We start from the raw sequence: 18,618 nt of genomic DNA, 5'->3' as shown, positions 1-18,618 counted from the left end.
GTTTCCGATAATATCAATATGACATTTATAAAAAACAAAGGCCGTTTCCCCTCCGATACGCTCGGTTAGAGGAAACAGCCTTATTAAATCACCCTATTTATCATCCACATTCCATTCTCTATAGAACTGCTCCAGGTACATCTCCATCCATTGATGCCGAACCTCCGCCAGCTCTCGGGCATAAGTGGTATTCATTAAATCCTGGAGCTTGAGCAGCTTTTCGTAAAAATGGTATATGGCACTTTTACCTGCGGCACGATACTCATGCTGTGAAAAATCTTTATCCGGGTGATGCATCATACTGCCTTTTGAGCCCGCATACATAAAGGTTCTTGCAATCCCAATCGCTCCAAGAGCATCCAACCGATCCGCATCCTGCACAACTTGACCTTCCAGCGTCTCCATAGGCGGGTTTTGTCCTCCATTGTAGGACATCGTAGCTATAATAGTCATTACGTGCGCGATTATATCCAGATCACTTACATGCAGAAGCAGCCACTGCTCTACTTTATCTAGCCCGGCTTGTTTGGAATCATTTAATTTTTCATCCGCTACATCATGCAGCAGTGCTGCCAGTTCACAAATAAACGAATCTGCGCCCTCTTTGGCAGCAATTTTAAGAGACAGCTTTCTCACCCGGTCTATATGCCACCAATCGTGACCACTATGATCATGCTCCAACTGTTGCTGTACAAAGGGCTCTGCCTTTTGAATAATATCTGCACAAATCGCTTCCTGTTGCTCCGTTCGTCTCTTCATATGTCACCTTTCAATCCAGTCCATACTTTCTATGGTAGGTTCGTTTGATTTTTTAATGCAAACCACATCAATCGTAGTCGCGGAAGTTCTTTTACATTTTCCCTACCCTATCTCTAATCCTATATAACTTATGTTTCCTTATCTTACTCCACGACACCAAGCTCACGGTTTTTTTCCTTGAACCGACTGTTATGAGAAGATACATATGCCGCTTTGTCAGCTGCTGGATCAATGTACAGCTTGGCGCTGTTCAATGCAAGGGCGGCATCTGTGAACGTACCAGCAATTAGATACAGCTTGCTTCCGTACTCGACAAAATCGCCTGCCGCGAAAATCCCTGGCAGATTCGTTTCCAGCTTTTCGCTCACTCGGGCATGCCACTCCCCCATATCCAGTCCCCAATCCCGAAGCGGGCCGAAATCGGATTTTAGTCCATGATTTACAATGACTGCATCGACATTCAACACCTGTATTTCGTCCGTATCTATATGACTGATCGTCACCTGTTCAATCGTCTCTCCATTGTTACTATGTAGCTGACTTACCGCGTATGGTGTGAGAACACGGACCGAAGATGACTTCATACGAGCTACATTTTTCTCATGTCCGCCAAAGTGATCCCGACGATGTACGACGGTCACACTCGCCGCAATAGACTCCAACTCATTCGCCCAATCCACTGCCGAGTCGCCTCCACCGGAAATCAGAACGTGCTTGTCCCGGAACGGCTCCAGCTCTTGTACAGTATAATGCAGGTTCGTAACCTCATAGCGGTCCGCCCCCTCAATCTCCAGCTTAGCCATTTTGAGAATACCATAGCCTACTGCCAGAACGATCGTGCGTGTCCAATGCTGTTCCCCTGTGGCAGAAGTTAACAGGAACGTGCCATCCTCTTGCCGATCCAAACCAGTGATCTGCTGCCCCAGCACAATGGTAGGCTCGAACGTCCGCGCTTGCTGCTCCAGCTGATCAATCAGCTTTTCACATAAAACCGGGGTAACCCCCCCGACATCCCATACCATCTTCTCTGGGTATATGCGCATCCGTCCGCCCAGCTCATGCTTGGCTTCGATCAGCTTGGTCTTCATATCTCTCATTCCACTGTAAAATGCGGTATACATACCGGCAGGACCACCGCCGATGATCGTTACATCATATAATTCCAAGGACACTGTCACTCTGCAACTCTCCCTATCATAGCGTAATATGTCTGCTTTTATTATAAGTGATAATAATTATCAATATCAATTAGGAAATAAAAACATGGCCCTTGGAGAGGTTTTCGTGACCTTAGAACTACATTTTATGGGTTAATATAGCTACTCATGCATGGAAGCATCCATATATTCATTTCCTCTTTCGTTCTATCAAGTGAATGTTTCAAAAAAGTTACTTCCATCGATCATCCAATACTGTTCAGATGAAGGTACCTCGTTCAAAAAGTTTTGATATTCTCCTTTCCACCCCACTGGGACATAGTGTTCAAACGAAGCTGGCTCAGGAAATAGCGAATAGAGAACTTTCTCATCAAAGTTAACATACAGAGCAGGATAAAACTCCAGCACTTCATCCTGATGCTGAATAGCATCATCCAGCAACTGGAGCATTGAAGTTAGTTCCCCTGTAGCCACCTTATATTCACAGATGTGATCCAAAAATGCTCCTGCTGTGGTTTCATCCAAAATAGGGATACCAAACCGTTCTTCCATCTCGGTATTCAAAAACCAATATTCTCTTTCCGTCACATACCAATTCCATTTTCCTGCAAAAATAACACCAACAATGATATTTTGCGCATATTCAGGCCATAATTTCATGAGCTTCTCGCGTTCCTCTCTTTCTCACTCACAGTTCGATCCAAAACCGGTTTACACGGTTTCCGTCTTCCTCTATGTAATCCTTGTCCGGCATTCCGCCGTTTTGTATGATTGTTTTTTTGGAGGCAATATTATCGGAGTCGCATACGACCAGGACTCGGGAAATCCCCAGCTCTTTTGCTTTTTCCAGCGCCAAGGCCAGCATTGTAACAGCGTACCTGTTCCCTCGTGCAGAAGGACGGATACCGTAACCGATATGACCTCCGGCATTCATTAGGTGTTCGTTAAGGTCATGCCTGATATTCACCGCTCCCACAACCTGTTCATTCGCATTCACAAGCCAGTATGTGGAGCTTTTGACCCAGCCTTCAGACAGGTTCATTCCATTTTCCTGATTACTTAAAAACGTCAGCATACCTTCAAAATCGTACGGCTCTACAGAGATCACCCAAGGTACCATATGCTCCTGGCTCTGTTTCCATTCCTCATAAAATGAAAGATAAGCTTCCTTCCAGTCCTGATCCGGCTTTACCAATCTGACGGTCTGCATCCCACTCACTACCTCCTCTTTAAACACTCAATTTGTCTGCTATTGCTTTATACCTCAATATCCATGAATTTTTGCGCCCAATCTGCAAAAGAGAGCTTATCATCCCAAGTGATTTGCTTCATCGCTTTGGCACATCCCCAGTTTAGAACCTGCTGATGCAGCATATGCACCCGGAAACGCTCAGTAAATCCTTCTTTAGCTTGCATCCCTTGTGCGTAAGCAGTAAGAAAACCTTTTGCCAATTCTTCTTCGCCGTTCTCCAGATACATGGTGGTTATTTTCGGAAGATCTGCAACCCCATCCCCAAAATAGGCTGTCGTAAAATCAAAAAGACCACTGACTCCCCAGCCTTTATTCCCATTCTGCACAAGGAAATTTTGCGGTTTAAAATCCCCCATCACGAAAGTGGCAGCTTCCAGCTGATCGAATGCTTGATGGGAGCCCTCCAATATTTCCTCTACCCATTCCATATCCTGTACAGAAATGTTCGAGTATTTTTGGGCATCCTCTAGCCAATAGCGAATTCGTCCATACAACCATACTCGATAAGAGACTTCAAAAGGACGAATGCCTAGAGTTGTTGTATCCAGCTCTCCACTATTCTTAACCTTCCATCTATGAAGCACTAACAAAACAGTAGCAAGCATTTCAGCCATTTGCTGTTTATCCAGCGAGGTCAGCTTTGCTTGCAACTCAGGTGTATGTATATGCTGACCGTATAGACGGGGCATAAGTGCATAGCTCCAGCCAAAAATGTCCTCTGTATGATCCACAAGATACGGCGTTGGCACGGGAATTGGAGTCCGCGTCTGTATTTGCTCCACCATAAATTTTTCTTCTACCCATTGCCCTGGAAAAAGCGGGTTCCCCTTCAGCACAAACTGCCCAGCCGTTGAGGAAACATAGAGAGTTTGCCCTAGGACACCTTCTGCCGTTTTTTCGTAAGACAGCAAACGTCCCAAATCAAAACGATTCAGCATCCTTTGCACTTGTTCAATTGTTACCTCGCCTAGCCGATTAGATGAGAAATATATGGTCGTCGTCATCTCTATACACCATAGCTCTTAATCGTTGCTTCCAGAGTTTCATCTGTATCCGCCAGCCACACGGAACTAACTTCAAACGTTCCTGGCTCAAAAAACAATGGAAATCTCCGCTTAAACCAATCCTGCATCGGCAGATTTAGCGCTTCCTTCATATCCACCCACAGCAGTTCTCCCTCGGGGGGATTTTTTAATAGTTCACCTTCAGTGGCTGTAGCCAAATAGTTAAAGACCATATATCTCAGCCCTTGGCTTGGGTCACAATATTCGTCGATTCCTTTAAATACGATTTTCGTAACGGTTAAGCCTGTTTCTTCCCTTACTTCACGAATGGCCCCATTCACAATGCTTTCTGGAAACTCTACTTTTCCTCCTGGAGCAATATAACCCGGAAACCCCTTTCGATTGGGTCTATTCATAAGCAATACCTTACTTCCGTCCTGAATCATACACATGGTATATATTTTGTGTGTCACTTCTGTTGTCAATCCGATCATACCTTTCTTTATTCACGATTCACTAAAATCTAGTTTTACTTTCACACCGACAAACTGTGGTTAAATATGGCATTTCCCATACTTTAACTCGTTATTTTGTAGAGCGCAATAACTCTAACCATAGACTAGACTTGAGAACTCATGCCTAAGTCGGTCAAAATTAGTAAAAAAAAGACCGCCTTTCTACAGAGCCGCTGGTACTACCAAGCGGCTCCAGAAAGGAACGGTCTTATCCTAAACTTAATCATCATGCCAATACTCCGTTTTCTAGGCACGCTCCGGATAACGAGAACCTGCTGCGAAACCTTTAGGCGAAATACGCTCGATCTCTTGAAGCTCTGCTTCCGACAAAGAGACCTGTAGGGCACCAAGATTTTCACGCACTCTTTCCAATCTCTTCGTTCCTGGAATCGGGACGATATGGTCGCCTTGCGCAAGCAGCCATGCCAGCCCCAACTGAGCAGAAGTACAACCTTTTTGGGCAGCCAGCTTTTCGATCAGGAGGACAACCTCTAGATTTTTGGTGAAATTCTCGCCTTGGAAGCGAGGGAAATGACGGCGGTAATCATCCACTGGCAGATCGTCAAATTTCTTGATCTGTCCCGTGAGGAAACCTCGACCCAGTGGACTGTAGGGTACGAAGCCGATTCCCAATTCGTTCAGTAGCGGAAGAACATCATCTTCCACTTCTCTGCTCCACAAGGAATATTCGGTTTCTACCGCGCTAATTGGATGCACCGCATGCGCGCGGCGGATCTGTTCAGCCGACGCTTCCGACAAGCCGATATAACGGATTTTCCCTTCCTTAACCAAGTCGGCCATCGTTCCGACGGTCTCTTCAATCGGAGTATTGGGATCGACTCGATGCTGATAATACAGGTCGATATAATCAATCCCCAGATGAAATAGACTGGCGTCCACGGATTTTTTGAGATATGCCGGATCTCCCTTGGGCCCCTGAGTGTGCGTGATCCCGAATTTAGTGGCAATCACGGCCTCCTCTCGACGACCCTTGAGCGCACGTCCAACCAGCTTCTCATTGCCGCCGAACTTCTGCTGTGCGTATTCTTCACCATAAAGATCTGCTGTATCAAACAGCGTTACACCAAGGTCCAGCGCTCCCTGAAGTGTACGCACCGACTCCTCGTTGTTCGGCATCATCATCGTGCCAAGGCCCAGAGCTGATACCTCCAGCCCTTCATGTCCCAATTTCCTTTTCAGCATATCATGGTTCCCTCTTTTCTTTGGGTAAATGGATGGAATGAACATGTACTCATTCTAATGAACCCATATGGAGGCAACCACAGTACGTTTATACTAGTAACAAGATTACCAGGCAGAGGATTGGCTTACTGGCGTGTAGATACAAAAGTGCAGACCCGGTTGGTCCGTAATGCTTGCTAAAGAATTAATATCATAGGAAACTGCTTCCACAGCGCCAGGGATTTGAAGGGAAACCCGATTCACCTTTTTGAGCTGGATATGATGCTGCTTCCACATGGTGTCAAACTCCATACTTTCCACACGCAGCCGTTCTACCGTCTCCTCAAACCAAGGATCTCCTAAATACTTGTCATAATAGGTTCTAAAAACAGCTACCGAATAGGACGCGAATTCTTCCCAGTTAACCATTCGACGACGTAATTCGGAATCCACGAACAATAAACGAATCATGACACGTTCAGAAACGGACAGGGAAGAAAAATCGGTAATCACCTCATTCGCCGCGCTATTCCAAGCAAGCACTTCCGCTTTTTCATTGCTGATAAAGGAAGGATAGGACAACTGATCAATAATATGTTGCCACTGTGGATTCAGCCTTGTATGGATGGGCGAAATCGCAACCGCCTCATTGGGATTCCACAATTGAATTAGATGTGCTCTCTCATCATGAGTTAATTGTAGAGCTTCTCCTATACTTTCGATAATCTCCTTAGATGCTGTTACTTCTCTACCTTGTTCCAGCCATGTGTAATACGTCGCACTGACACCTGCCAGCATCGCAACTTCTTCTCGGCGAAGCCCCGGTGTTCTTCGCTGACCCTGTGAAAGTCTAAGACCTGCCTGCTCTGGTTGAAGTCGATTTCGACGTGATTTCAGAAAAGCTCCCAACGTTTTCGATTTACTATTATCATTAGACATGTGTTACCTCTTTTCGAATCAATCGCTATAGAACGCTCACAGTCCCTCGTCAAACAACTGTAGGCCTATGATTTCAAAGGCGACACCGTCGCCCGCTTTAACGTTGACATCACCATTCACTTCTTCAGAATCCAAAATAAACGTAGTGTCTCCTACTACAATCTCCACACATTCTATCTCGTCTGCTTCGCCTTGCATCACTTGATGTATCGTTCCTTGAATCCAATAGTCGCCTAGCTTTGGTTGAGGTCGAAAAATCCCTGTCTCTTCAGTAGGCTTCAGCCTCCTGAACCCCTCTATACTGGATTGAGAAGTCTCGACCGAAATTACACAACCGGGAATCATCTTATTTAAGCTTTGTTCATACGGGACAACATACGCATATCCAGAAGTCAGTTCATGCCAAAAATATGTCCAGTAGCCGTATACTTTTTCCTTGCCAATATTACGAATGGTGATATGCTGATCTTTATTTATTTCCTTGATCTGTACGCGCATCTATAGAGTCCTCAGTAGATATTTTTCTTATAATAATAGTGTTTAAAGCCTCTCGGAGCATCGTCAATGACACCAACGACTTCATACCCCTGCTTTTCATAGAATTCGGGCGCTTGGAAAGTAAAGGTATTAAGTTGTATAAAATCACACCCTTTATCTCTAGCAATTTGTTCAATTTCACCAAGTAGTTGTGAACCGTAGCCCTTTCCTCTGTAGCTCTGATCTACCCACAAAATATCAACCTCCACCCAGTTCCAACATAGTACACTTAGGAGACCGCCTATCACCTGACCGTCTTCATTTTTAAGCGTAAGATTAATCTCTTCGTATTGGGTTCGAATATCTGTTGGAACGTGTTTCGCATTAAACTCAATCAACTTATTTCTGACTAAACGGGCTTCATCTCTACTACTTCGATTCATCTGAGGTTCCAGCGTCATGGCATAAATCCTCCAATTTGAAATGAATAATAACACCTTCCTAATTCAAATATATAAAACACTATGATTAGAATACTTTTATCTTTCTACTGTTATATATTGTATATATTTTTCTGTGTTTAGTCACATGATTCAATTTAGATGGACAGAATTATTCTAATCTAAATATCGCTGATTAAAGTCGTTCCCTGGATTCATGCAAAATATTTAGTAACGAAAAAAGCAGGCCCCTCTGAAACGGAGAACCTGCTATCCTTTATATCCATCGTCTGCCATACAGGAGAAGAGAGGGGATGATTAAATTGAAATATCCAGTGATCTCCCAACTCCCGTAATATCGCTGCTGTTAGCGCTGTTGATACGAGTTGTTTCTGTGTTACTTGGAGCGGGCTTTTCCATTTTTGGAGTTGACGTACTGCTGGATTGCGAACTTTGCTGTGCAATTTGAGCTTCAATCTGTTTAATTTGTTGCTGAAGCTGCTTCATTTTTGCTTCTTTTGTATCTTTATTATCCTTACTTTGCTGTACCTTGTTGTACTCCGCTTCAAGTTGAGCTTTTTGCTTTTCCAGACTAGCTGTATCGTTGGTACTGGATGAAGATGAAGTGCTTGAAATAGATATAGAACTGCTGGATGTGGATGAAATGTTCATACGAGATTTCCCCTTTATAAAAGTATGAGTTTACACGTGTGGGCTAACCGGTTCTAAGCTATGGTGTTGCACTCTGTGGCATTCGTAGGAAGCGGAGCCTGCATTCCTCCCGTGTATTTCATGAATTCCTTGCTCAGTTCGAGTGAATCGTTAGATTTCTTGTGTGTGGTATGCCCCGTGGTATTTAGTCCATTCTCATATGACTTCACCATGTTCGAATGATCATAGGAAGTCGTGATGAGATGCCTGTTAATGGATAGTGACAAAGTAGATCCCCTCTCAGTGTACATAATGTTTTTAGCTGCCCACCTACCTTTCATCGGTAGCAAATCTGAATGCAACCTGAGGGTATGCTGAATGATAACTGAATCAATACAGACTCATTAATACCGTAACCCTTTTATTATTTCCTAGACCATAGTCAAGGAAAATCCCCTCCGCAAGACGGGGGGATCAACCCTACTTGAGACAGGAGTAAGTAAAGGGATAATTTGTTACTCTTAGCAAAGAATAAATGAACGTATTTTAAAAATTGAAAGTAGGGAAATGATGTATGATCCGTATTAGCCATTTGGTTCACGAGAGACTTATGTTCCTAGTCAAATTTTTGTACTCGCCTGCATACGTGGGTAGTGTAACACCAAGTTCCAGATTTTTAGCTAAAAATATGATAGAATCCATTCCATGGAGTGAAGTTCATGCTGTTGCCGAGCTTGGTGCTGGAACAGGGGCAATTACCCAATACATCCCGTCTGCTGCTGAATTTCAACCTAAGGTTTTACTCTTTGAGAAAGACCAAACCATGCAGCAGAGTTTAAAAAGAAGATTCCCGAATTATCTATGCTATTCCGACTCGCGTGAGCTTCAGCTTGCTATGAAAAATGCCCAAATAGAACAGCTTGATTGCATAATCAGCGGGCTGCCTTTTTTCAATTTTCCACAAGCGATGCGGAATCAAATTGTAGAACAAATTCATCTATCGCTCAGGGATGGAGGAATGTTTGTGGCCTTTCAATACTCTAAACAGATGAAGCAGCAGTTAGGTGAATGGTTTGATATTGAAGAAATCAAGTTTGTGCCCATGAATGTTCCACCCGCATTCGTGTATGTATGCCGAAAGAAAGCTTAAGAAAGGAGTACGGGTATGGACGTGGAATATTTAATTTCCATCATCGAACAATACGGCTATGCAGCATTATTCTTTTCTCTATGGCTTGGGATTGTGGGTCTACCCATCCCGGATGAAGTCATTGTGATGACTGGCGGGGCTGTAACAGGCATGGGCATACTTCATCCGTTACCCGCTTTTTTAATTGTATATCTTGGGGTTATATCAGGCTTGTCCTTAGGTTATGTATTGGGGAGAACCGTGGGCACACCGATTCTAGAACGTTTACGCCGGAAGAAAAAAATGGACAAGTACATTACGTTTTCGGAAAAATTGATACATAAGTATGGGAACTTCACTATTTGCATCAGTTATTTGCTGCCGATCGTCCGTCACATTATTCCTTATATTGTCGGAATCAATAAAATGAGCTTCAAGCGCTATGCCCTCTTCTCTTATTCAACGGGTTTGATCTGGACGCTGATCTTCTTTCTACTCGGGCGTATCTTTGGCGATCATGTACAGGCAGTAGGAGAACTGATTCATCGTTATGGCTTGCAGATGGCATTGCTTGTCATCATGCTGACCATTATATTTTTTATAATGAAATTAGTATGGGGAAAGAAAACAACGGAGGAGTAAAGGTAGAACACGGTCGGCTAGTCTCCTGCAAAGGAGGTGATGCCTGTGGAGGTTAAAGATACATTGATGTTGATGATTCAATTTGCGACATTGGTGATCTTGATTCTTTCCTTCAACAAAAAGAAATAGACCGCCCTCTGGAAAAGGAATGCGGTCTATTTTACTAATTCAACCCTACAACTACCGCCCTTATAAGCGGCTGTTGTAAAAGAGTGAGGATGTTGGCTGCATCTTTGCTATTTTTCAGTATATACTTATTAGCTTTAGTTTATCACAGGAAAAACCATATTGCCAATATGGAAAGCCTTTAAAGTGGCGGCTTACACCCGAGCTATTTCTTTAATTGAAGCAACTTAACCAGCTTATCATGAATGGCAGTATTCGGGTAATTCCCGCTAAACTGAGAAGAACCTGGGCCCATCGCGGTTAACGCCACATCAACAGATGTATGTCCTCCCGTGGTCCAGTCAATATAAAACTTTTCATTAGAGCCTTTTACAGTAAAAGGGCCGTCCTCTTTGGAAACACCCTCACCGGATTCATCCTCCGCATCTTCGCCTTCAATCGCCAAACCGCCCGTTTCATGATCTGCCGTCACCAACACTAATGTATCTGGATGTGCTTTGGCATAATCTTTAGCTACTTTAACGGCCTTATCGAGCTGTTGCCCAGCCTTAATCGTTAGCTCACCTTCATTGTCATGCGCCATCTCATCCGTTCCTTCTTCTTCTACCATCAGGAAAAAACCTTTTTGGTTTTTGGAAAGAACATCAATCGCTTTGGTCGTCATATCCGGTAAAGAAACCGTTGGATTGTAAGAGTTACCCTGCTTGTTGTGAGCTTGGAACATCTCTTCATTGGCGAACAGCCCCAGCAACTTAGAACCTTTGGCTGCTTTCATTCCTGTCTGATCCGTCACATAGCTATAACCCAGCTTCTTCGCTTGTTCTACCAAATTCCCTTGAGTTCCCTTACTCGCTTCCTCAGGATCTTCTGCCGGAGCATCTGGATGTTTGCCTACTGTTCCGGCAGGGTACCAGAAATCCTCACCACCGCCCAGAATAACATCCAGCTTGCTTTTCTCCAAATACTGTTTGGCAATCTCGCTTTGAGCGGAGCGTTTTTCGACATGCGCACCAAAGGCAGCCCCCGTTGCGTCTGTCACTTGGCTTGTCGTCACGACACCTGTAGACATGCCTGCTTTTTTAGCCAGCTCCATAATCGTTGTCACTGGTTTTTTATTCAAATCCATTCCAATCGCGCCGTTATACGTTTTCACACCTGTTGCAATAGCAGTCGCAGCGGCGGCAGAATCCGTAACCAGGTTATCCCCTGAACTTGTGCTAACCAGGCCGGTTACAGGCATGTTGTCCATTTCAAGTAATCCCGATTTCCCTACCGTCGCCAAGCGAATCGCGTTGCGACTTGCTTCTCCCATACCATCGCCGATAAAGAGAATGACATTCTTAGGGGCATCGACTTTCGCTGACGAGGTTTTCTGTCCTTTGGATACCTGTGTCGTAGTAGACTTGGTATTAGATGAGGCTGCAAAAGCGTTAGGGATATTAGCAGATAACAATGGCGCACTCAAAACGGTAATGGCACCTAAAGCAAGGATACTCTTTTTCATCGAACGCTTTTTCACAAGGTCACACTCCAATAAATTTAATATTCATATATGATAAAGTAATCATATATCTGCTTTGTAAAGCATCGTAAAGCAATAGATTACACGAATGTAAAATTTGGAGTGCTCACCTGTTTTTTATAAGACAAAAGAAGGCACCGACTCTTGGTATATCAAAGTCGATGCCTCTTATATTAAATCGCAGCGATATTTTTGCCGATCGGCATGGTGTAGTAGAGCGGCTTTTGCTGTCCATTTTGCTGATAGACTACAAGCAGAAGCGTGCGGCCTTCGGCAGTCAATGGGCTACCCCCACTCAGGATATGATCCAGACTGAACGGCAGTACATCCAGCACAGCGTGCTTTTGCAGTTCTTTTTCACTCAGCTTCAAGGAAGCAAAGGCTGGGATAATCTCGCGGTATGGCTGCGGCTGTTGACTGCCTACATCCGTTCCGCCTGTACTCTCCTTGCTCGCATCTGCCACAAAATCTGCAACCACAGGTGACAACAGCGCATCCGGGTGCTGGAGAACCATTTTCATATAGCTGGACCAATCATTCTTCTCCAAGCTATGCTCCCACCAAATTTTACGCGGCTTATATTTATGGTTAAGGAAATAATCAAGCTTCATCAGTCCAAGCACCATATCCATTCGCTTTGTTCCACGCGATTCCAGAAAGGACTGGAGACGTGTGAACAAGTCTTCGAGCTGATGTCCGATTTTTTGCCAGCCCTGTCCTTCCCAGTAGTCTCCGAATTCCTGAAAGAAATCAAAGGCGGACGAGAATTCACGCTCAATCAGATAGTTGACTGTATGATCCATACGATGAGAGTTCCAGTATTTTTCCAATACATCTTCCAAGCGCTTGAGTCGGACGATATCGGCAAAGGAAAGGACGTCATTGCTCAGCATTTCATACGGCGCAACATCCATATACGTATAGTTATACTTGTCTGCGTCGATACGCAGTCCGGTGCCACGCAGCATTTTGAGGAAGCCAAGTTGAAGCTCTTCCGGGCCGAGCGCAAAAACGTCATTAAACGTTTTACGGAATGTGTTGTAGTCCTCCAAGGGCAATCCGGCGATCAAATCCAAATGCTGGTCGATTTTACCGCTTTGTTTGACCTTTGTAACAGTACGAGAAAGTTTGGTAAAGTTCTGGCGACGCTTAACCAGCTCATTAGTAGGATCATTCGTTGATTGGACGCCGATTTCAAAACGAAATACGCCCGGCGGCGCGTTTTCCGCCAAATAATCCAATACCTCGGGACGCATAATATCTGCCGTAATCTCAAACTGGAAGACACATCCACGGTGATTTTCAATCAAAAATTTGAACATTTCCAGTGCATAATCGCGTTTAATATTAAACGTCCGATCCACGAACTTGATTAGGTTGGCTCCATTGTCGATCAGATATAAAATATCTGACTTTGTGCGCTCAATATCGTAATAACGCACCCCAACTTCGATGCTTGACAGACAAAACTGGCAGCTGAACGGACAGCCCCGGCTCGTTTCGAAATAAACAACCCGTTTCCCGAGTTCCGGTATATCTTCAGCAAAACGATAGGGCGACGGCAACTCGTTCAAGTCCGCTTTCGGACGACCGGGCATCTGAATAACCTCTTCTCCCTTACGGTAAGCCAGTCCATACACAAAATGGAACTTGCGATCCCCTTCCAGCTCCTGCAGCAGTTGATGGAATGTTTCCTCTCCTTCACCAACCACGATAAAGTCCACATTCGCCAAACGCTTCATCCAGTGATCCGTATCGTAGGATACCTCTGGACCACCCAGAACAATTTTGACTTCGGGCATAATCTTTTTCAATACATCGATGACTTTAATCGTCTCTTCAATGTTCCAAATATAACAGGAAAAGCCGATGACATCTGCCCCCCGTTGAAACAAATCGGATACGATGTTCATCACCGGGTCTTTAATCGTGTACTCCGCTAGCTCGATATCAAAGTCCTTTTCACTGTAGGCTTTGAGACATCGGATGGCCAGCGAGGTATGAATATATTTTGCATTTAACGTTGATAAAATGACTTTCATAGGTCACAACCTTCTATAGTTTGCATGAACTTTTATATCCTTATCTTAGTATGGCTATTCAAAATCCTCGTACACATCGTCTGTATAAATCTCGTCCTCACTTACCGTTCCTCCGATATTCCCTTGATTTTGAAAAAAATCAAGAAACGGCTTGCCGTACTTGCGGAACTTCACTTCTCCGACACCCTTGATCCGCAACATGTCTGCCTCGGATTGCGGGCTCGCTACGCTCATCTCACGCAGCGTCGCATCATTGAAAATGATATAAGACGGTACATGCTCCTGAGCGGCCAGATCGCGGCGGATCAGGCGCAATTGCTCGAACACGGTTTCGTTGACTGCAGCCGGGTATGCATCGCGTCCCTGTCGTCCGCGTGAACCTGCTCCACCTGCAAAAGCCGTGGCATGTCGCACAACACGCTGCATGACTTCTCGCTGGCCCTTCAGCACTTCAGCGGCAAGCTGCTGCAAGCGTACGACTGGATATTGTCCCTCGGACAACATCAGATAGCCTTCCGAAACAAGAACATTGATGATTTCGGCGATCTCTTTTTCCGTCCGGTTGCCCATCACGCCATAGGTTGGTAGGCTGTCAAAACCATACTGCAGCACTTTTTTGTTACGCGAGCCTTTCAATACCGAGGCGACCATCGAGACCCCATAACGTTCCCGCATGCGATGAATGCACGAAAAAATCTTTTGCGCATCTATGGTCATATCAACCAGTTCCCGTTCATCTGTACATGAACTGCATATGCCGCAAGCTTTATGCTCCTCCGCTTCTCCGAAATACTCAAGCTGTGCTGTACGTAGGCAACGAGTCGTGTAGCAATAATCAACCATCTGCTGGAGCTTGCGATAGTCATTACGCTTGCGGTCTTCATCCTGTGGATTTTGCTCAATCAGGAACTTCTGCGTCACAATATCTTGCGGTCCGAACAGCAAAATACATTGACTCGGGTCGCCATCACGTCCTGCGCGTCCCGCCTCTTGCACGTACGCCTCCATATTTTTAGGCATGTTGTAGTGAATGACATAGCGTACGTTCGATTTATCTATCCCCATGCCGAAGGCATTGGTTGCTACAATGACACGGATATCGTCGTACAGAAACCCTTCCTGGCTATCTTCACGTTCCTGATCTGTCATCCCGGCATGATAGCGTCCAGCCGCCATGCCTGCGTCACGCAGCCGTTGGTACAAATCGTCCACGTCCTTACGTGTCGCAGCATAAATAATGCCGGATTCACCCTCATGCTCACGGGCGTAATTCAGTAAAAAGCTGCGTTTGTCTTCCCCGCGCAGCACACTGAACGCCAAATTGGGCCGTCCAAGGCCTGTAACGAACGTCTCCGGTGAGCGCAGACGAAGCAAGCGCACGATGTCATCCATGACCTGCGGTGTCGCCGTTGCCGTAAACGCAGCCACGATTGGACGTTCATACAGCCCGTCCACGAATGGAGCCACAGCCAGATAGCTGGTACGGAAATCATGGCCCCACTGGGATACGCAGTGAGCCTCATCTACCGCTACGCAGGAAATCGGCAACTGAGCCATTTCATCGCGAAACCAGTCCAGTTCGAGTCGTTCCGGTGCGACATACAGTAACTTCAAGTCACCATTCCGTGCGGCTCGTATGCGATCATTCACTTCTCGACCACTCAACGTACTATTGATGTAGGCAGCAGCAATCCCCATCGTGGTCAGCGCATCCACCTGGTCCTTCATCAGCGAAATGAGCGGTGACACGACAATGGTCAGCCCCTCATGCAACAACGCGGGGATCTGGTAGCATATCGATTTTCCGCCCCCTGTCGGCATGATGCCCAACGTATCGTTGCCCTCCAGCATACTGGCCACAATTTTCTTTTGTCCCTCCCGGAAATCGGGATAGCCATAAAATTTTTGCAGCAAGTCCTGCGCCCGTTCCAAGGTTGGTGCTTGTACACTCATAGTTTCAAAACTCCTCATATTTCTAGCGTCCTTGACGCATATCGGCTTTTCTTTCGTTACCTTTAGTTTACCGGGGTTCAGGGTAATGTTCAACCGCTAGAAGACTGCCAATCTGGTTTAGTCCCTTATGGCGTTCGCTGTTTTCTCATGATATAGTGAACACGGTGCCGAAAATTTGTCCATAATTATGAAGAGACACGGTTCCAAGAAGGAGAAAGAACCCATGAACAATCGGAAACCCCAACGGAAAAATCATACAAAATCTACGTCAAACGCAAGCCATTCCAAACGCAGTCATAAACCTGCCGGAAGATCTGGCTCCCATAGACCGGAAGCTCCACGGAGAACGAATGCTTTTGATAAAGCCCCTGCCAAAACATACATCGTCCAGGAGCCTGCCGAGCTGTTAAGCTTTTTAGTAGAGCATGTGACTGGCATGGGTCGCAACTCCATTAAATCAGCACTGGCTCGTGGGCAGGTGTCCGTCAACGGCATTCCGCGTACCGTGCATAATTTTCCACTGGAGCAAGGTCAGACTGTCGCTCTTTCCAAGGAAAAGGTAATTCCCGTCGTACCACTGACTGGGCTACGTATTTTGCATGAGGATGAAGCCATTATCGTTATCCATAAGGATGCCGGGTTGCTGTCCGTGGCTTCAGCGCAGGAGCAGGAAGTAACAGCCTATCGCCAGCTTACGGCCCATGTGAGACGCGAGCATCCGTACAATCGTATTTTTGTACTGCATCGTTTGGATCGTGATACATCAGGAGTGATGATGTTTGCGAAAAGCGAAGCCATACAGCAGGAAATGCAAAAAGCGTGGAAGGAAGTTGTGTATGAACGAACATACATTGCTCTTGTAGAAGGACAGGTTAAAAAAGCTGAGGGTACAATCACCTCATGGCTGAAAGAAAGCAAGACGCTAAAAATGTATTCCAGTCCTTATCCGAATGACGGACAACACGCAGTCACTCATTACAAGCTACTTCAAGCCAATCGGCATTTTTCTTTGCTGGAAGTACGTTTGGAAACCGGACGCAAAAATCAAATCCGCGTACATATGGAGGATATCGGTCATCCCATTGTTGGAGATAAAAAATACGGTTCCAAATCCAAGTCGATTGGGCGCCTTGGCCTACATGCGAGGGTATTGTCTTTTATTCATCCCGTCACCGGGGTATTGCTGCGTTTTGAATCCGACATCCCTAAAACCTTTTTGAATCCGTTCCGGGAGTAGAATTGAGCAAAGCATACGGAGATTAGATAGAAAAATAGAAGAGGAAATGAGGGGGCTGTAGAAGGACAGCACCCTTTTTTGATTGATTAAGCGGTATACCTCCGAACACCATCAGCCATTTTCATCAACTCATCCCATATATATATGGGCGTATTACACACTGGACAATCTACCCAACCATTTAAATAGGGTAATTGGGCAATCAGCTTGTTCTCTTCAATTTTTTGGGCATATTCGTGTAACCACTGCATATTAGCACCTCTATGATCTAATGAACGGGGGCGGATCGGTCGGGGAACCAGATTATCTGAATTTACAGGATCCTTATCATAGACAACCAGGGTGTCATTCTGTTCATCAGGCCAAATATAGAGCGGGGTACCGCAATGCGGACAATCCAGCGTATATTCGTCACCAGTATCGAAGCTTTGTAGCATATAAGCTATGCTGCGATAACCCTGAAAAGCGGCACCCGCAGCCAGAACATAGCGTTTACCGACATCTCCTTCGTGTTCTTTCGCATAGAGCATCATTTCTTCAGTCAATTCTGCAAGTCGGACAATGGCACACCGATATTGCGCGTAAATATATTCAGCCAGACTAGAATCCACTTTCACCTGATCCCTTGTAAATTCCAAAGGAACTTTGGTATGTAAGGGATTGTTATTCTTCGCTTCGAATATTCCGCAAATGTTATATATATCTGCACGAATCCCTATATCAGAACTTTTTAACGCAATGTCTACAAGGTAAGGTACAGCCGCAAATGTACAAGTATACAACGTATTTTGGTGATACAGCTCCTCCCAATACAAGGTGTCAGCCATTTCGCCATCATATCCGGCTTGGAGCTGCTTCAACATTTCCGGGACGTATTGAGAAGAACCATAAGGGCCTTGGAGCAGAGTCCAGGCCGGATCGGACAAAGCCAGCATCTTGATACTCCTTCCACCGTTTTTCTTACAGTAAAGGATTTTGCAAAAATCCAATAAGCGACTTCCAATGAACAAAGGTATAGAACGAAGTAGTTTAGTTCGTCTATATCTTGCACTTCGGAGCGACTGGAATCGAATTGTGCAAAATCCTGACAGTAACATGGGATCGGTTTGTAAATTAAACTCGCTAACAAATTCATTTTAACTTCATAATTCTCAGCTTCTTACGTTTATTTTATTATACGCATATTATTAGCTGAAGTTGCTTTCTCGATTTATGCAATATACAAAATCACTATTTTTCCGGGTCTATAATCATATTCGGTTAAGCTTTCGGCATTGTGAAGGTGATACACATTAAATTACTGAATTACTAACCTGGTTCTTAAGTTCTACTACGAGTTCTCTGTCAGTTCAGTTCCTTCTTCGTATACATAGTTCATATTATAAGTCCTGTTACTTAAAAATTGCTGAGTAAGAAATAAAGTATATATACATTAAAATTTCCATACATGTAAAAACAAAGCCACTCCCCTGCCTGTTTTTAATTATGCCAAACGGGTAAGACATACTTGTTCAAGCCTTTAATCTAACAGCTACAGAACTGATTTTATGAATCGGTATATGAAAAGGCGTGTTGGGAATATTATGTATGA

General features: G+C 44.9%; 20 protein-coding genes. 4 read left to right on the top strand and 16 right to left on the bottom strand.

Translation table 11 applies throughout. The features are described 5' to 3' along the window. Nucleotides 1–93 precede the first annotated feature (93 nt). From MKY98_RS07225 to MKY98_RS07170, 12 genes are all read right to left on the bottom strand, one after another. Nucleotides 94–759 carry an HD domain-containing protein gene (locus tag MKY98_RS07225; RefSeq protein WP_069012039.1) on the bottom strand — a complete coding sequence of 222 codons (666 nt, stop codon included), beginning with the start codon at nt 757–759 and terminating at the stop codon, nt 94–96. Nucleotides 760–902: 143 nt separating this feature from the next. Continuing rightward, nucleotides 903–1,937, bottom strand: a complete 1,035-nt coding sequence (locus MKY98_RS07220) for an NAD(P)/FAD-dependent oxidoreductase (RefSeq protein ID WP_069012038.1) — start codon at nt 1,935–1,937, stop codon at nt 903–905. A 189-nt stretch (nt 1,938–2,126) separates the two neighbouring features. Continuing rightward, a complete protein-coding gene (locus MKY98_RS07215) occupies nt 2,127–2,576 on the bottom strand; it encodes a hypothetical protein (RefSeq protein WP_069012037.1) in 450 nt (149 codons plus the stop codon). 28 nt (nt 2,577–2,604) lie between these two features. Beyond that, nucleotides 2,605–3,126: a GNAT family N-acetyltransferase gene (locus MKY98_RS07210; RefSeq protein ID WP_069012036.1), complete on the bottom strand. Its 522-nt coding sequence runs from the start codon at nt 3,124–3,126 to the stop codon at nt 2,605–2,607. Between the two features lie 47 nt (nt 3,127–3,173). Next, nucleotides 3,174–4,172, bottom strand: coding sequence for a phosphotransferase family protein (locus MKY98_RS07205; RefSeq protein ID WP_069012035.1), 999 nt, complete (start codon nt 4,170–4,172; stop codon nt 3,174–3,176). Nucleotides 4,173–4,174: 2 nt separating this feature from the next. Beyond that, nucleotides 4,175–4,666, bottom strand: a complete 492-nt coding sequence (locus MKY98_RS07200) for an 8-oxo-dGTP diphosphatase (RefSeq protein WP_069012034.1) — start codon at nt 4,664–4,666, stop codon at nt 4,175–4,177. A gap of 267 nt (nt 4,667–4,933) precedes the next feature. Beyond that, nucleotides 4,934–5,890 carry an aldo/keto reductase gene (locus MKY98_RS07195; RefSeq protein ID WP_069012030.1) on the bottom strand — a complete coding sequence of 319 codons (957 nt, stop codon included), beginning with the start codon at nt 5,888–5,890 and terminating at the stop codon, nt 4,934–4,936. Between the two features lie 105 nt (nt 5,891–5,995). Then, the gene (locus MKY98_RS07190; protein WP_069012029.1) at nt 5,996–6,808 is read right to left on the bottom strand and encodes a helix-turn-helix transcriptional regulator; all 813 of its coding nucleotides are present in this window, start codon (nt 6,806–6,808) and stop codon (nt 5,996–5,998) included. A gap of 36 nt (nt 6,809–6,844) precedes the next feature. Next, complete coding sequence (locus tag MKY98_RS07185; RefSeq protein WP_069012027.1) at nt 6,845–7,306, bottom strand: hypothetical protein; 462 nt, start codon at nt 7,304–7,306, stop codon at nt 6,845–6,847. Nucleotides 7,307–7,317: 11 nt separating this feature from the next. After that, on the bottom strand, nt 7,318–7,746 hold the full coding sequence (locus MKY98_RS07180) for a GNAT family N-acetyltransferase (RefSeq protein ID WP_069012025.1): 429 nt from the start codon (nt 7,744–7,746) through the stop codon (nt 7,318–7,320). Nucleotides 7,747–8,043: 297 nt separating this feature from the next. Continuing rightward, nucleotides 8,044–8,397 (bottom strand): FlxA-like family protein, encoded by a 354-nt coding sequence (locus MKY98_RS07175; RefSeq protein ID WP_069012023.1) that lies wholly within the window; start codon nt 8,395–8,397, stop codon nt 8,044–8,046. Between the two features lie 53 nt (nt 8,398–8,450). Then, nucleotides 8,451–8,663 carry a hypothetical protein gene (locus MKY98_RS07170; RefSeq protein WP_245249060.1) on the bottom strand — a complete coding sequence of 71 codons (213 nt, stop codon included), beginning with the start codon at nt 8,661–8,663 and terminating at the stop codon, nt 8,451–8,453. Nucleotides 8,664–8,950: 287 nt separating this feature from the next. On the opposite strand from MKY98_RS07170, the gene MKY98_RS07165 reads away from it, so the two are divergent. Genes MKY98_RS07165 through MKY98_RS27045 form a run of 3 tightly spaced genes read left to right on the top strand, consistent with a single transcriptional unit; the run spans nt 8,951 to nt 10,276 of the window. Next, nucleotides 8,951–9,526, top strand: a complete 576-nt coding sequence (locus MKY98_RS07165) for a class I SAM-dependent methyltransferase (RefSeq protein ID WP_029516416.1) — start codon at nt 8,951–8,953, stop codon at nt 9,524–9,526. 15 nt (nt 9,527–9,541) lie between these two features. Then, the gene (locus MKY98_RS07160; RefSeq protein WP_029516415.1) at nt 9,542–10,147 is read left to right on the top strand and encodes a DedA family protein; all 606 of its coding nucleotides are present in this window, start codon (nt 9,542–9,544) and stop codon (nt 10,145–10,147) included. A gap of 39 nt (nt 10,148–10,186) precedes the next feature. Further along, the gene (locus MKY98_RS27045; RefSeq protein WP_367988533.1) at nt 10,187–10,276 is read left to right on the top strand and encodes a putative holin-like toxin; all 90 of its coding nucleotides are present in this window, start codon (nt 10,187–10,189) and stop codon (nt 10,274–10,276) included. A 202-nt stretch (nt 10,277–10,478) separates the two neighbouring features. On the opposite strand, the gene MKY98_RS07155 is transcribed toward MKY98_RS27045, so the two are convergent. The 3 genes from MKY98_RS07155 to recQ all read right to left on the bottom strand — a co-directional run bounded on the left by MKY98_RS07155 (nt 10,479) and on the right by recQ (nt 15,790). Then, nucleotides 10,479–11,792, bottom strand: coding sequence for an alkaline phosphatase (locus MKY98_RS07155; protein WP_029516414.1), 1,314 nt, complete (start codon nt 11,790–11,792; stop codon nt 10,479–10,481). A 176-nt stretch (nt 11,793–11,968) separates the two neighbouring features. Beyond that, complete coding sequence (locus MKY98_RS07150) at nt 11,969–13,837, bottom strand: B12-binding domain-containing radical SAM protein (RefSeq protein WP_069012020.1); 1,869 nt, start codon at nt 13,835–13,837, stop codon at nt 11,969–11,971. Nucleotides 13,838–13,891: 54 nt separating this feature from the next. Then, nucleotides 13,892–15,790 (bottom strand): DNA helicase RecQ, encoded by a 1,899-nt coding sequence (recQ, locus tag MKY98_RS07145; RefSeq protein ID WP_069012018.1) that lies wholly within the window; start codon nt 15,788–15,790, stop codon nt 13,892–13,894. A gap of 223 nt (nt 15,791–16,013) precedes the next feature. Here recQ and MKY98_RS07140 point away from each other — a divergent pair, with 223 nt between their 5' ends. Continuing rightward, nucleotides 16,014–17,027: an RluA family pseudouridine synthase gene (locus MKY98_RS07140; RefSeq protein WP_069012016.1), complete on the top strand. Its 1,014-nt coding sequence runs from the start codon at nt 16,014–16,016 to the stop codon at nt 17,025–17,027. Nucleotides 17,028–17,113: 86 nt separating this feature from the next. Here the strand turns inward: MKY98_RS07140 and MKY98_RS07135 are convergent, their stop codons facing one another. Continuing rightward, nucleotides 17,114–17,962, bottom strand: coding sequence for a hypothetical protein (locus tag MKY98_RS07135; RefSeq protein ID WP_069012078.1), 849 nt, complete (start codon nt 17,960–17,962; stop codon nt 17,114–17,116). Between the last annotated feature and the right edge of the window lie 656 nt (nt 17,963–18,618).

It is taken from the genome of Paenibacillus sp. FSL M8-0228, from assembly GCF_038007385.1.
Lineage (GTDB): Bacteria > Bacillota > Bacilli > Paenibacillales > Paenibacillaceae > Paenibacillus > Paenibacillus polymyxa_D.
This window is presented reverse-complemented; position numbering and strand designations above follow the sequence as displayed.

Bases quoted from the DNA above. Each gene is read 5' to 3' on its own strand.
- MKY98_RS07140 (WP_069012016.1), top strand. From the start codon at position 16,014: ATGAACAATCGGAAACCCCAACGGAAAAATCATACAAAATCTACGTCA.
- MKY98_RS07185 (WP_069012027.1), bottom strand. From the start codon at position 7,306: ATGCGCGTACAGATCAAGGAAATAAATAAAGATCAGCATATCACCATT.
- MKY98_RS07150 (WP_069012020.1), bottom strand. From the start codon at position 13,837: ATGAAAGTCATTTTATCAACGTTAAATGCAAAATATATTCATACCTCG.
- MKY98_RS07180 (WP_069012025.1), bottom strand. From the start codon at position 7,746: ATGACGCTGGAACCTCAGATGAATCGAAGTAGTAGAGATGAAGCCCGT.
- MKY98_RS07175 (WP_069012023.1), bottom strand. From the start codon at position 8,397: ATGAACATTTCATCCACATCCAGCAGTTCTATATCTATTTCAAGCACT.
- MKY98_RS07200 (WP_069012034.1), bottom strand. From the start codon at position 4,666: ATGATCGGATTGACAACAGAAGTGACACACAAAATATATACCATGTGT.
- MKY98_RS07195 (WP_069012030.1), bottom strand. From the start codon at position 5,890: ATGCTGAAAAGGAAATTGGGACATGAAGGGCTGGAGGTATCAGCTCTG.
- MKY98_RS07215 (WP_069012037.1), bottom strand. From the start codon at position 2,576: ATGAAATTATGGCCTGAATATGCGCAAAATATCATTGTTGGTGTTATT.
- MKY98_RS07225 (WP_069012039.1), bottom strand. From the start codon at position 759: ATGAAGAGACGAACGGAGCAACAGGAAGCGATTTGTGCAGATATTATT.
- MKY98_RS07210 (WP_069012036.1), bottom strand. From the start codon at position 3,126: ATGCAGACCGTCAGATTGGTAAAGCCGGATCAGGACTGGAAGGAAGCT.
- recQ (WP_069012018.1), bottom strand. From the start codon at position 15,790: ATGAGTGTACAAGCACCAACCTTGGAACGGGCGCAGGACTTGCTGCAA.
- MKY98_RS07190 (WP_069012029.1), bottom strand. From the start codon at position 6,808: ATGTCTAATGATAATAGTAAATCGAAAACGTTGGGAGCTTTTCTGAAA.
- MKY98_RS07160 (WP_029516415.1), top strand. From the start codon at position 9,542: ATGGACGTGGAATATTTAATTTCCATCATCGAACAATACGGCTATGCA.
- MKY98_RS27045 (WP_367988533.1), top strand. From the start codon at position 10,187: ATGCCTGTGGAGGTTAAAGATACATTGATGTTGATGATTCAATTTGCG.
- MKY98_RS07135 (WP_069012078.1), bottom strand. From the start codon at position 17,962: ATGCTGGCTTTGTCCGATCCGGCCTGGACTCTGCTCCAAGGCCCTTAT.
- MKY98_RS07205 (WP_069012035.1), bottom strand. From the start codon at position 4,172: ATGACGACGACCATATATTTCTCATCTAATCGGCTAGGCGAGGTAACA.
- MKY98_RS07165 (WP_029516416.1), top strand. From the start codon at position 8,951: ATGATCCGTATTAGCCATTTGGTTCACGAGAGACTTATGTTCCTAGTC.